General features: G+C 68.3%; 10 protein-coding genes. 5 read left to right on the top strand and 5 right to left on the bottom strand.

The window, feature by feature from the left end:
• The first annotated feature begins 10 nt into the window (after positions 1-10).
• Both IEY58_RS14600 and IEY58_RS14595 read left to right on the top strand, forming a co-directional pair.
• Positions 11-1,699 (top strand): benzoate-CoA ligase family protein, encoded by a 1,689-nt coding sequence (locus IEY58_RS14600; protein ID WP_189046978.1) that lies wholly within the window; start codon positions 11-13, stop codon positions 1,697-1,699.
• Positions 1,700-1,815: 116 nt separating this feature from the next.
• A complete protein-coding gene (locus IEY58_RS14595; protein ID WP_189046976.1) occupies positions 1,816-2,568 on the top strand; it encodes an acetoacetate decarboxylase in 753 nt (250 codons plus the stop codon).
• 42 nt (positions 2,569-2,610) lie between these two features.
• On the opposite strand, the gene IEY58_RS14590 is transcribed toward IEY58_RS14595, so the two are convergent.
• From IEY58_RS14590 to arsC, 3 genes are all read right to left on the bottom strand, one after another.
• Positions 2,611-3,174 carry a tyrosine phosphatase family protein gene (locus IEY58_RS14590; protein ID WP_189046974.1) on the bottom strand — a complete coding sequence of 188 codons (564 nt, stop codon included), beginning with the start codon at positions 3,172-3,174 and terminating at the stop codon, positions 2,611-2,613.
• Between the two features lie 95 nt (positions 3,175-3,269).
• Positions 3,270-4,166: an L-threonate dehydrogenase gene (ltnD, locus tag IEY58_RS14585; RefSeq protein ID WP_189046972.1), complete on the bottom strand. Its 897-nt coding sequence runs from the start codon at positions 4,164-4,166 to the stop codon at positions 3,270-3,272.
• 75 nt (positions 4,167-4,241) lie between these two features.
• The gene (gene arsC / locus IEY58_RS14580) at positions 4,242-4,589 is read right to left on the bottom strand and encodes an arsenate reductase (glutaredoxin) (RefSeq protein WP_189046970.1); all 348 of its coding nucleotides are present in this window, start codon (positions 4,587-4,589) and stop codon (positions 4,242-4,244) included.
• Between the two features lie 129 nt (positions 4,590-4,718).
• Between arsC and IEY58_RS14575 the strand changes: the two genes are divergently transcribed.
• From IEY58_RS14575 to IEY58_RS14565, 3 genes are all read left to right on the top strand, one after another.
• Positions 4,719-4,985 carry a hypothetical protein gene (locus IEY58_RS14575; protein WP_189046968.1) on the top strand — a complete coding sequence of 89 codons (267 nt, stop codon included), beginning with the start codon at positions 4,719-4,721 and terminating at the stop codon, positions 4,983-4,985.
• Between the two features lie 481 nt (positions 4,986-5,466).
• On the top strand, positions 5,467-7,578 hold the full coding sequence (locus IEY58_RS14570) for an ATP-binding protein (protein WP_189046966.1): 2,112 nt from the start codon (positions 5,467-5,469) through the stop codon (positions 7,576-7,578).
• A 57-nt stretch (positions 7,579-7,635) separates the two neighbouring features.
• Entirely contained in the window at positions 7,636-8,475 is an 840-nt protein-coding gene (locus tag IEY58_RS14565; protein ID WP_189046964.1) for a GNAT family N-acetyltransferase, read from the top strand.
• A 46-nt stretch (positions 8,476-8,521) separates the two neighbouring features.
• Here the strand turns inward: IEY58_RS14565 and IEY58_RS14560 are convergent, their stop codons facing one another.
• Complete coding sequence (locus IEY58_RS14560) at positions 8,522-11,686, bottom strand: efflux RND transporter permease subunit (RefSeq protein WP_189046962.1); 3,165 nt, start codon at positions 11,684-11,686, stop codon at positions 8,522-8,524.
• A gap of 12 nt (positions 11,687-11,698) precedes the next feature.
• Positions 11,699-12,931 (bottom strand): efflux RND transporter periplasmic adaptor subunit, encoded by a 1,233-nt coding sequence (locus IEY58_RS14555; RefSeq protein ID WP_229743732.1) that lies wholly within the window; start codon positions 12,929-12,931, stop codon positions 11,699-11,701.
• Positions 12,932-12,960 lie beyond the last annotated feature (29 nt).

Below are 12,960 nucleotides of genomic sequence, written 5' to 3'. Positions count from 1 at the left end.
GAGCATAAAAATGCCAACAAGCAACGCACCCGATTCGACCACTCCGGAGACTGCTGGCCCAAAGACTGCTGGCGCGACCGCCTTCGTCGACCGCTTCGCGCTCGACCGGCTGCCGCCGCAGTCCGCCTGGCCGGAGCTGATCTTCGACCTGCCCGAGCTCCGCTACCCGCCTCGGCTCAACGCTGCCCGGGCGCTGCTCGACGACCGGGTTGCCGCCGGGGACGGCGGGCGCCGCTGCCTCGTCGACGACCGGGGCTCCTGGACCTATGCCGAGCTCAGGGACCGGGCGGACCGGATCGCCGAGGTGCTGCGCGCCGATGGCGTCGTGCCCGGCAACCGGGTGCTGCTGCGCGCGGCGAACAACCCGATGCTGGTTGCTGAGTGGTTCGCCGTGCTCAAGCTCGGCGCCGTCGCCGTGACGACCATGCCGCTGCTCCGCGCGCGTGAGCTCGTCAAGGTGATCGAGAAAGCCCGGATCAGCCACGCCATCTGCGACGCCCGGCTCGAGCCAGACCTGCGCGCGGCCCAGAAGGACGCCCCGGCGCTGGCGCGGATCCTGATCGCGAACAGCGAGGCCGCCGACGGGCTCGAGGCGCGCATGGCCGCGGCTTCCGGCCGGTTCGAGACGGTCGACACCGCGGCCGACGATGTTGCGCTCATCGCCTTCACCTCGGGCACCACGGGCGAGCCCAAGGGCTGCATGCATTTCCATCGCGACATTCTCGCCATCGCCGACACGTTCTCGCGCCATGTGCTGCAGCCGTCGCCCGACGACCTGTTCTGCGGCAGCCCGCCGATCGCCTTCACCTTCGGCCTGGGCGGGCTCGTGATCTTCCCGCTCGCCGCCGGAGCCGCGACCCTGCTCCTGGAGAGCGCCGGGCCGGAGGCGCTGATGCAGGCGATCGAGCGCCATCGGGCGACCGTCTGCTTCACGGCGCCGACCGCCTATCGCGCCATGGCGGCGCTCAAGGGCCGCTACGATATCTCGAGCCTCAGGAAGGGGGTCTCCGCCGGCGAGGCGCTGCCGCTCGCGACCCGTACGTTGGTCGGGCAAGCGTTCGGGCTCGAGCTCATCGACGGCATCGGCGCCACCGAGATGCTGCACATCTTCATCTCCGCCGCGGGCGACGCGATCCGGCCGGGGGCGACGGGCAAACCGGTGCCGGGCTTCCGTGCCGCGATCCTCGATGATGAAGGCCGGGAATTGCCGGCCGGCGAGGTCGGCCGGCTCGCGGTCAAGGGCCCGGTCGGCTGTCGCTATCTCGACGACCCCAGGCAGTCGACCTACGTCCAGCACGGCTGGAACGTGACCGGCGACAGCTATCTCATGGATGCAGACGGCTATTTCTGGTTCCAGGCGCGCAGCGACGACATGATCATCTCGGCCGGCTACAACATCTCCGGCCCCGAGGTCGAGCAGGCGGTGCTGGACCACCCCGCGGTCGCCGAATGCGCCGTCGTCGCCTCGCCGGACGAGGAGCGCACCTTCATCGTCAAGGCGTTCGTCGTCTTGAAAGCCGGCGAAAGCCCGAGCGAGCCGCTCGCGAAGGCGATCCAGGCCCATGTGAAGGCGGAAATCGCACCCTATAAATACCCGCGGGCGATCGAGTTCGTGCCGACGCTGCCGCGCACCCAGACCGGCAAGCTGCAGCGCTATCGCCTGCGCCAGCAGGAACTGGAGCGCGCCGCCAAAAGCTGAGCCCATTGACCCGGGTCGAAACGGCACGACATCTTCGCAGTGCAACATATTCGCGCTACGGTTTCCGCGAGCACCTTCCCAAGCGCCCTTCCCCGCCGCTTTCCGGAGAGTTCCCGATGACCCGCGACGAGATTCTTGGCACGCCCTCCATGCCGGCCGCGGCCCCGTCCTATCCCCACGGACCGTTCCGCTTCATCGATCGCCAATATTTCACCGTCGCCTACAAGAGCGATCCCGATGCGATCCGCGCCGCGGTGCCCGAGCCGCTGGTGCCCGACCCCGAGGGCATCGTCTACTACGAATGGATCCGCATGCCCGACAGCTCCGGCTTCGGCGACTACACCGAATCGGGCATCGTCATTCCGTGCCACTATCACGGCGTCGCCTGCAACTTCACGTCCCAGATGTATCTCGACGACGAGCCGCCGATCGCGGCCGGCCGCGAGATCTGGGGCTTCCCGAAGAAGCATGCGCACCCGAAGCTTGAAGTGAAGCACGACACGCTGACCGGCACGCTGCATTACGCCGGCGAGCGGGTGGCGCTCGGCTCCATGGTCTACAAATGGGAGCCGCACGTCCGCGACGTGAACAAGACCTACGAGTCGCTGACCAAGAAGCAGGTCTGCCTGAAGCTGATCCCGGACGTCGACGGCAAGCCGGCGATCGCGCAGCTCGTCCATTTCCACCTGACGGACGTCACGGTCAAGGGCTCGTGGACCGGACCCGCCCGCCTGCACCTGATCCCGCACGTCAATGCGCCGGTCGCCGACCTGCCGGTGCGCCAGGTCATCGGCGGGCTCCATTTCATCGCCGACCTGACGCTGCCTTATGGCGAGGTCCTGCACGACTACCTGAAGCCCGGCAGCTAAGGCGCGATCCCGCCCCGTTCGGCAGAGCGGGGCGGAAGCCGGTCAGAGCTCCAGCCCGTCCACCTCACGCTCCCGGCCCAGCTCCTTCATCAGCTGGACGAAGCGCGGCACGCGCTTGGCATATTCGGCATGGCGTGCCCGCACGGCGCCGACGAGCGTGCCGTTGCGGCCGAGCAACTCGTCGCCGAGTTCGATGATCCGGAGGTTCGGCCAGGCGCGCGACCGGACGCGCACGACCTCGGCCACGATGTCGGGCGCCGCCACCTCTGGCAGCGCCTGCGCCAGAAGCAGGATCGTGAAGGCGGTCGAGCGCGAGACGCCGGCGTGGCAATGCACCAGCAGGTGCCCCTTGGGCCCCGGCAGGTCGCGTCCGAACTCGAGCACCTGGCGGACATGGTCGCGCTCGACCAGGATCTCGCCCGGCCGCGGGTCGATCGCGTCATGGAAGCGCAGCTGCAGCCGGTGGGTCGGGCTGAGGAGCGCCAGGCACTCCGGCTCCGGAAAGTCGGGATCGAGCACCGACAGGAGATGGGTGACGCCGCGCGTCTCGAACGGCGGCAGTTCCTCGATTCCGCAGATGGAGATCTCAAACGGGGTAAGCGACATCGGCAGCCATCCAGAGCGGGCAAGCGAGGCCGGAAGTCTAGCGCAGGATGTCGCCGCTCAGGCGTGTCGTTCGATGACAACTGCGTTGCGCAGCGTCATTGCTTCGGCCGCGCCACCTTGATCCCGGCCAATCCCTCGTAGACCTTGACCACCGCCGCATCGTCCTCGCCGCCGTGGCCCGATGCGGCGGCGGCGAGGAACTGCTGATGCGCGGCGGCCGCGATCGGCAGCGGAAAGCGCAGCGAGCGCCCGGTATCCAGCACCAGGCCTAGGTCCTTGACGAAGATCTCGACCGAGGACAGCGGCGTATAGTCGCCGTCGAGCATGTGGGGCACCCGGTTCTGGAACATCCAGGAGCCGCCGGCGCTGTTCGAGATCACCTCGAACAATTGCCGCGGGTCGGCGCCGGCGCGGGTGCCGAGCGCCATCGCCTCGGCCGCCGCCGCGATATGCACGCCGGCCAGGAGCTGGTTCACGGTCTTGACCGTCGAGCCGATGCCCGGCCGGTCGCCCAGGCGATAGACCGTCGCCGCCACGGCGGCCAGCACCGGATCGGCCACGGCATAGGCGGCGGGCGAACCCGACGACATGATGGTGAGCTGCCCTTCGCGCGCCTTGGCGGCACCGCCCGACACCGGCGCGTCGAGCAGCAGCAGCCCCGCATCGGCGAGCCGCACGTCGAGCGCCTCGGTGAAGCCGGCCGGCACGGTCGCAGACTGCATGACGACGCCCCCCGGCCGCAGCGCGCCCGCGGCCCCGTCCGGCCCGAACAGCACGGCCTCGACCTGGGCCTGGTTCACCACCATGAGGATGACGAGCTCTGCGCCCTCGGCGGCCGCAGCCGGCGTCGCACCGCCGTGCCCGCCCGCGGCGGCGAGGCTTTCGACAGCCTCGGGACGCACGTCGCTGCCCCAGACCTCGTGGCCAGCCCGCACAAGGCTCAGCGCCATGCCCATGCCCATCGAGCCGAGCCCGATCACGCCAACCCGCATTCCTCACGCCCCCTGCCTGTTGCCCTCGCGGACGATCCTAGGCCGGCGCTCGGCGAGCTTCAAAGGATCTCGGGTTCAAAGGATCTCGGCGAGACGTGCCGGCGGTCGGCAGACCCGCGCGCCCTTGTCGGTGAGCACGATCGGCCGCTCGATCAGGATCGGATGGGCCAGCATCGCATCGATCAGGCGATCGTCGTCGAGCGACGGATCGTCCAGCCCAAGCTCGCCGTAGATCTTCTCCTTGCGGCGCAGGAGTTCGCGCGGCCGGATGCCGAGCCGGGCGAGCAGGTCGACGAGCGTCGCCCGATCGGGTGGAGTCTTCAGATATTCGACGACAGCGACATTGTGCCCCGTGGCCTCGAGTTCGGCCAGGACGGTACGCGAGGTGTTGCAGCGCGGGTTATGGAAGATGGTGAGGGTCATAGGCTTCCGGCGGTCCGTTGAGATGCCCAAAAATGCCACGGCTGGTTCGTCCTTTTGGAGGAATAAACCCGACCGCCTGATCGTATCTATAGCGTACGAGCAATTTTGTTCGGATGAGGAGTGTTGAAAATGCTTCGTCACAAGCTGGCTCTCGCCGCCGCCGGTATCGGCCTAGCCGCGACCCTTGGCGCGGCCGCGCCGGCCGAGGCTCGGACCTTCGTCTCCGTCGGGATCGGCCTGCCGGGCGTTGCCTACGCCCCGCCGCCGCCGGTCTACTACGCGCCGCCGCCGCCGGTCTATTACGCACCCCCGCCGCCGGTCTATTACGCGCCGGCCCCGGTCTACTACGGCTACGGCCCGCACTATTGGCATCATCGCCACTGGGACCGCGACTAGACCGCGGTTGCCGAACGGCTCTCGATGGGCCGCGCCGGGTCTCCGGCGCGGCCCATTGTTTTACGGGAACCCACGCGGCCGACCGGCTGCACCACCCAGGGTCGTGCCGAGCCGGCCCGGCGGCGCCCCTCCGATCGCCGCCGCCGCGACCGGACTGCACTACCGCAAATCACGGCCGGACGGACCATCCGATCGTCCCGCAATCCGCGCGCCAAGCGGCGCGGGCGCGCTGCCCGAACGAACCGACTCGACCGCTGCCCACCGCTGCCGACACCACCCGGCGGCGCGCTTTTCCGACGCCGATACGGGCCTCGCGCAACGAAACGAACAAAAAGGGCACAGCGGCATCACGAAATGACCAATCTGTGGCATCGAGATTCAACTGACCCTTGCGCTCGATAAAATTTTCATAAAGTCTGCAGCGCCCGTCGACATGCGGCGGCTGCCGAGGATCTTGATGCCTTCATTCACACCGAGGAGCTTGTTCTCCCCCGTGCTGGCGCTCGCCGCAGCACTCGTCCTGTTGGGCGGCATTGTGGTGTGGAACTCCTATCAGGGCGCGATCAGCAGGGCGGAAAGCACCGCTCGGACGCTCGCCACCGTCCTCGATGAAAATGCCGCCCGCAACCTGGACGATGTCGACCAGCGCCTGCGGGTGATCTTCGACCTCGCGACCGGCGACATCGGCGGGCGCATGGGCGGCGCCGATGCGGTCACGAGCATGATCGCACGGCTCGGCGATCGGCCGGGCCTCGTCCGCGGCTTCACGGTGGCCGACGACCAGGGGCGGCCGGTGTTCGACCAGATGGGCGGCAACTCGGTCGCAGCACTCGACGTCTTCGCCGAGCAGCGGGACAAGCCCGACCTGGGCCTCGCCATCGGCGTGCCGACCCGGCGCGCGGACGGCGGCTGGCAATTGCCGATCAGCCGCGGCTTCCGCGACGCGGACGGGCGCTTCCTCGGCGTCGCCATCGCCTATCTCGACCTCATGAGCTTCGACCGGCTTTACGCCACGCTCGACCTGGGCGACGACGGCGTGGTGGCGGTCGACCGGGCCGATGGCCAATTGCTCTGGCGCCACCCGATGGTCGATCTCGCGACGGCGCCGATCTATCGGCTCGACGGGGTGGCACCGGGGCAGAGCGGCCATTTCGAAACCCGTTCGCCGATCGACGGGCAGCCGCGGATCGTCGGCTACGTCGTCGACCGCACGCTGCCGATCACGGTCATGGTGGCTCTCAGCCGATCCTCGGCGCTCGCGAACTGGCGGCAGGAGGCCATCATCTCCGGCCTCGTCGCGGCGGCGCTCGTCGGCTGCCTCGCGCTGCTCGGCTGGCGTCTCAAGCAGGGGATGGCGGAGCGCGCCAAGGGTTTCGCCGATCTCGAGCGCCATGCCTCGGCGCTCGCCGTCAACAGCATGCAGCTCGACATCGCCCGCCATCTGGCCCACGAAGCCGAGGAACGGCTGCGCAACGCGCTCGACGCGCTCAGCGAGGGCTTCCTTCTATGGGACTCCGAGGACCGCCTGGTGCTGTGCAACGACGCGGCACACCGGCTCGACCCCGACCCGGGCAGCAAGGTCGAGTTCGGCCAGTCCTTCCCGGAGCTGCTCGACGACCGGATCGAACGCGGCCTCATCCCGGCCGCGGTCGGGCGCGAGGAGGAATATCGCGCCGCACGGCTTGCGGCCCATCTCTCGCCTGGCCAGCCGGTCGAGTTCGAGACTGCCGACGGCAAGATCCTGCGCGTCTCCGAGCGCCGGACGACCGAGGGCGGCATCGTCACGCTGCGCAGCGACGTGACCGCCCAGCGGCATATGGAGCGCGCGCTGATCGAGGCGCGCCAGGCGGCCGAGGCGGCAAGCCGCGCCAAGTCCGAGTTCCTCGCCAACATGAGCCACGAGCTCCGGACGCCGTTGAACGCCGTCATCGGCTTCGCCGAGCTCATCCACGGCGAGATGCTGGGCGGCGACAGTGCCGCCTACAGCCGCTATCGCGAATATGCCGGCGATATCCGCGACAGCGGCAGCCATCTCCTGGGCCTGATCAACGACATTCTCGATTTCTCGAAGACCGAGGCCGGCGAACTGCACCTCATTCAGGACCCGGTCGATCTCCGCGAAGTGGTCGAAAGCGCGGTCCGGATGCTGGCGCCGCGCGCCGAGCGCGCCGGCATCCTGCTCAACACCCGCGTGCCGCCGAACCTGCCGCTCGTCATGGGTGACGGCATGCGCTTGCGCCAGGTGCTGCTGAACCTGATGTCGAACGCGATCAAGTACACGCCGACGGCAGGCCATGTCTCGGTCTCGGTCGAGGCAACCGAGACCGGCGTGCAGCTCAAGGTGGTCGACACCGGCATCGGCATCGCGCCCGAGGACATGTCGACGGTGCTGGAGCCGTTCCGCCAAGTCGACAACGACCTCAACCGGCGCAACCCCGGCACCGGGCTCGGCCTGCCGCTGACCAAGCGGCTCGTCGAGCTGCACCAGGGCGTGCTCGAGCTCGAGAGCGCGCTCGGCCGCGGCACCACCGCGGTCGTGCGCCTGCCCGCTGCCCACGAAAACCTTAACCAGCAGCTCGCTGCCGCGAGCTAACCGGTCCGCCCGACGCCCTGCTCAACGCGGGGAGATCGCCCGCCGGGAATCGACATCATGCTGTTCACCGCCCCAGACCTCGCCCGCCGGCTCGAAGCCGCCGAGGCGCTGCACGTGACCCGGCAGATCGAGAGTTACCGTCGCCTTCGCCCGGGCTGCACGGCGCTGGCGGAGCCGATCGCCGGCGGCGTCGCCATCGCGAGCGACGCTGCGTTCGGCCGCAAGCTCAACCATGTTGTCGGCGCCGGCCTTGATCGGCCGCTCACCCCGGATGATCTCGACCGGGTCGAACGGCTCTACGACGGCATGGGCCTGCCGACGGAGATCGACCTCTGCCCCCATGCCGACGCGGGCGCGCTTACGGCGCTGGCCACGCGCGGCTATCGGGTCAACGCCTTCTCGAACAGCTACGGGCGGCTTCTGACCGCCGCGGACCTGGCGCCCGCGGCGGTGCCCGGCGTCGAAGTGCGCCGGGTCGAGGCGGCGGAGGCCGAACGGTTCGTTGCAACCTCAGTCGCCGGCTTCTCGGTCCAGGCCCACCGCCGGTCGGCCGACCTCTTGGAAGTCCTGGCCCGCATCGCGCTCGATCGCGCCGATACGACCCTCTACCTGGCGTTCGTCGACGGCACGGTCGCGGGTTCGGCTGGCCTGGCTGCGTTGGAGACGCCAGAAGGCCCGGTCGCCCATCTCTATATCGCGAGCACCCATCCGAGCCAGAGAGGCCGCGGCGTGCAGGCGGCCTTGCTCAATGCCAGACTCGCCGACGCCCGGCGCATGGGGCTGGAACTCGCCAGCATCGGGGCACGCCCGGCCAACACCAGCGCCCGCAACGCGGAGCGCGCCGGCTTCCGGCTCGCCTTCACCAAACCGACCTTCGCGAGACCGCCGGCCGTTTGAGCCGCGGCCTCGCGCCAGTCAGTCCGCCCCGGTCACTCCACCCCAGTCACTCCGCGGGCGCCCCGGCCACCGCCTTCGCCTTCCGGCGGCCGGTCAGGCCGCGGATGACCACGTAAAAGATCGGCGTGAAGATCAGGCCGAAGCTGGTCACGCCCAGCATGCCGAAGAACACGGCGGTGCCGAGCGACTGGCGCATCTCGGCGCCGGCGCCGGTCGCGACCACCAGCGGCACGACGCCGAGGATGAATGCGAACGAGGTCATCAGGATCGGCCGGAGGCGCGTGCGCGCCGCCGCAACCGCCGCCTGGAAGCGGTCCATCCCCTCGTCCTCCGCCTGCCGGGCGAACTCGACGATCAGGATCGCGTTCTTGGCCGCAAGGCCGACCAGCACGACGAAGCCGACCTGGGCCAGGATATTGACTGAAATGCCGCGCAAGAGCAGGCCGGACACCGCGGCCAGCAGGCACATGGGTACGATCAGCACCACCGACAGCGGCAGCGACCAGCTCTCGTACTGTGCCGCCAGCACCAGGAACACGAACAGCACCGAGGCCGCGAACACCAGGATGCCGGAATTGCCGGCGAGCTTTTCCTGATAGCTGAGCTCAGTCCATTCATAGCCGAACCCGTCCGACAGGTGCTCGGCCGCGATCTTCTCCATCTGGGCCAGCGCATAGCCGGTCGAGTAGCCAGGCAGCAGCGAACCTTGCACCTCGGCCGCGGGATAGAGATTGTAGCGCGGCACGCGATAGGCGCCGGTAATGTCGCGGAAGGTCGTTACCGACCCGATCGGCACCATCTGGCCCGAGCCGTTGCGGGTCTTCAGGTTGGCCATCTCGTCGATCGTCTCTCGGAACGGCGCATCGGCCTGGGCCGTCACCTGGTAGGTGCGGCCGAGATAGTTGAAGTCGTTGATGTAGGCCGAGCCCAGATAGACCTGCAGCGTCTCGAACACCTTGTCAGTCGGCACGTTCAACATCTCGGCCTTGAAGCGGTCGATGTCGGCATAGACGCGCGGGGTCCGGTTGTTGAAGAGTGTGAACACACTGACCAGGCCGGGTGTGTGGTTCGCGATGCCCAGGATCTCGTTGGTCGCCGCCTCGAGCGCCTGCAGGCCGCGACCGCGCTTGTCCTGGATCATCATCTTGAAGCCGCCGGCATTGCCGATGCCGCGCACTGGCGGCGGCTGGATCACCAGCGTGAACGCCTCTTGGATGGCGCCGAGGCGCTTCCTGAGTTCGGCCTGGATCGAGTCTGCGGATTGGCCGGCCGCGACGCGTTCGGCAAACGGCTTGAACGGCGTGAAGATGGCGCCGGCGTTGGGCGCGTTGGTGAAGGTGGCGCCGTCGAAGCCCGCGAACACGACCGCATGGGCGATGCCCGGGGTCCCGAGAATGATCTTGGTCGCCTGCTTCACGACCGCGTCGGTCCGGGAGAGCGACGATCCTGGCGGCAGCTGGAACACGCAGATCAGATAGCCCTGGTCCTGATCGGGGATGAAACCGGTGGGCGCGCGCGTGAATTGGACGCCGGTGAGCCCGATCAGCCCGGCATAGATCAGCAGCATCACGACGCCGCGCCGGGTCAGCAGCCCGGTCAGCCGCCCATAGCGGTCCGCCAGCCAGTCGAACACCCGGTTGAACCCGGCGAAGAACGCGAGCAGCGGGCGCGCCAGCGCCGAATGATGCTCCTCGTGATGGGCCACATGCGGCTTGAACAGGATCGCGCACAGCGCCGGGCTCAAGGTCAGCGAGACGAGGAGTGAGATGACCGTCGATGCGGCGATCGTGACCGCGAACTGCCGGAAGAATTGCCCGGAGATGCCGGGAATGAACGCGGCCGGAATGAACACCGAGCTCAGCACGAGCGCGATGGCGACGAGCGCGCCGCCGACCTCGTCCATGGACCGGATCGCCGCCTCGCGCGGCGACATGCCGAGCCGCAGGTTGCGCTCGACGTTCTCAACCACGACGATCGCGTCGTCGACCACGATGCCAACCGCCAGAACCAGGCCGAACAGCGACAGGTTGTTGAGCGAATAGCCGAACGCGGCCAGGACCGCGAAGGTGCCGATCAGCGATACCGGGATGGCGACGATCGGGATGAGCGAGGCGCGCCAGGTCTGCAGAAACAGAATGACGACGATCACGACCAGCACGACCGCCTCGTAGATCGTCTTCTGCACCTCCTCGACTGACTGGGCAATGACCTGGGTCGGGTTATAGACGATGTCGTACTTGACCCCGGTCGGGAACGACCTGGACAGCTCCTCCATCGTCTTGATGACATGGTCCGCGGTGTCGAGCGCGTTGGTGCCCGGCTGCTGGAAGATCAGCAGCGCCACTGCCTGCCGCTCGTCCAGATAGCTGTTGGAGCCATAGTCCTGAGCACCCAGCTCGACGCGCGCGATGTCGCGCACGCGGGTGACCCGGCCGCTCGTGTCGGCCTTGACGATGATGTCCTCGAATTGGCGCGTATCGGTCAGGCGGCCCAAAGTCTGAACGTTGAGCTGGAAGGCGCCCGGATTCGGCGTCGGCGGCGCGTTCAGCACGCCGGCCGAGACCTGGACGTTCTGGGCCTGCAGCGCCTGCACGACCTCCCCTGCGGTCAGGTTGCGCGACTGCACCTTGTCCGGGTCGAGCCAGATACGCATCGAGTAATCGCGCGCGCCGAAGATGCGCACGTCGCCGACGCCATAGACGCGGGCCAGCACGTCCTTCACCTGGAGCGTCGCGTAGTTGGAGATATAGAGCTGGTCGCGCGAGGCGTCGGGCGACGACAAATGCACGACCATCATCAGGTCGGGCGAGTTCTTCTTCACGGTCACACCCAGGCGCTGCACCGTGTCCGGCAGGCGCGGCTGGGCGATCGCGACGCGGTTCTGCACCAGCACCTGGGCAATGTTGAGGTCGGTGCCGAGCTTGAAGGTGACCGTGATCGACACGTTGCCGTCGCCGGTCGCCTGGCTCACCATGTAGAGCATATTCTCCACACCGTTGACCTGCTGCTCGATCGGTGTGGCGACTGTGTCAGAGACGACGTCGGCGGAGGCGCCGGGATAGGTCGCGGTGACGACGATGGTCGGCGGCGCGATCTCGGGATATTGCGCGACCGGCAGCGCGAAATAGGCGACGGCGCCGATGATCGTAATGAAGATCGAGACGACCGCCGCGAAGATCGGCCGTTCGATAAAGAAATGCGAGATCTTCATGGGTGCGGCGCCTCAGCGTGCCGTCGCGACGGTCTTGATCTCGCCGGGCTGTGGCGTGACCTTGTTGCCGGGACGAGCCCGCACCAGCCCGTCGATCACGACCCGGTCGCCCGGATCGATGCCGGACCGGACGACGCGCAGCCCGTCGATCGTGGGGCCGAGCCGCACGAGCTTCGGCACCACCGTGCCGTCGGCATTGACCGTCATCAGCAGCTTCGAGGACTGGTCCGTGACCACGGCCGCGTCCGGCACCAGCATCGCCTGGTACGGCTCCGAGCCCGGAATACGCACCCGGCCGAACTGACCCGGCGTCAGGAACAAGTTCGGATTCGGGAAGATGCCGCGCGCCCGGATCGTGCCGGCACCGCGGTCGACCTGGTTGTCGACGAAGTTCAGGATGCCTTCGTGCACCCAATCCTTCTCATCGGTCAGCCGTACGAACGCCGGCACGCCCTTGTCGCGGTTCGACTTCAGCTTGCCGGCCGCCGACGCGCGTTCGTAGGCCAGGTACTGCGCCTCGCTCATGTCGAAATTGAGGTAGATCGGGTCGAGCGAGACGATCGTCGTGAGCAGCGTCGGCGTGCCGGTCGCCCCGCCGCTCACCAGGTTGCCGATCGAGACCAGATGCTGGCTGATGCGGCCGGAGACCGGCGCCGTGATATGGCTGAATTCCAGGTCGAGCTGGGCCTGGCGGACCGCCGCCTTGCCGGTCTCGACCGACGCCGCCGCCGACTTCATGGTCTGCAGGCGCTGGTCATAGGTCGACTGTGCCACGAAATCCTTCTCGCGCAGCGACGCGGCACGGGCGAGCTCGCGGTTGGCGAGCTCGAGCGTCGCCTCGGCGGTCGTGAGCTGGGCCTGGCCCTGCTGCAGCTCGATCTCGTAGGGCCGCGGGTCGATCACGAAAAGCAAGTCGCCCTTGTTGACGATCTGGCCGTCGGTGAAATGGATCTCGGTCAGGTAGCCCGAGACGCGGGCGCGGATCTCGACATAGTCCACGGCCGCAAACTGCCCGGTATATTCATCCCACTCCGTCACTTCCTTCTGCAGGGGCGGGCTGACGGTGACCGGCGGCGGGGCCGCGGGTGCCGCCTGCGCCACCGCCTGCTGCGTGGGATGGCCCAGGAGCAGGACGCAGGCGCCGCTCACCGCCGCGAGGCCGGCGCCTACGAGCAGGAAATGGGTGAGACGGCGCCAACGGGCGGCGCGGATTTTCCGGGGCGAAAGCGGCGATTGCGGCGACACGGCAGCGGATCCCTCTTGGGGCGGGGCAA

It is taken from the genome of Aliidongia dinghuensis (assembly GCF_014643535.1).
Taxonomy (GTDB): Bacteria; Pseudomonadota; Alphaproteobacteria; order ATCC43930; family CGMCC-115725; genus Aliidongia; species Aliidongia dinghuensis.
This window is presented reverse-complemented; position numbering and strand designations above follow the sequence as displayed.

Excerpts from the sequence above, each read along its gene's own strand:
- IEY58_RS14600 (WP_189046978.1), top strand. The coding sequence starts at position 11 with ATGCCAACAAGCAACGCACCCGATTCGACCACTCCGGAGACTGCTGGC.
- IEY58_RS14595 (WP_189046976.1), top strand. The coding sequence starts at position 1,816 with ATGACCCGCGACGAGATTCTTGGCACGCCCTCCATGCCGGCCGCGGCC.
- IEY58_RS14590 (WP_189046974.1), bottom strand. The coding sequence starts at position 3,174 with ATGTCGCTTACCCCGTTTGAGATCTCCATCTGCGGAATCGAGGAACTG.
- ltnD (WP_189046972.1), bottom strand. The coding sequence starts at position 4,166 with ATGCGGGTTGGCGTGATCGGGCTCGGCTCGATGGGCATGGGCATGGCG.
- arsC (WP_189046970.1), bottom strand. The coding sequence starts at position 4,589 with ATGACCCTCACCATCTTCCATAACCCGCGCTGCAACACCTCGCGTACC.
- IEY58_RS14575 (WP_189046968.1), top strand. The coding sequence starts at position 4,719 with ATGCTTCGTCACAAGCTGGCTCTCGCCGCCGCCGGTATCGGCCTAGCC.
- IEY58_RS14565 (WP_189046964.1), top strand. The coding sequence starts at position 7,636 with ATGCTGTTCACCGCCCCAGACCTCGCCCGCCGGCTCGAAGCCGCCGAG.
- IEY58_RS14560 (WP_189046962.1), bottom strand. The coding sequence starts at position 11,686 with ATGAAGATCTCGCATTTCTTTATCGAACGGCCGATCTTCGCGGCGGTC.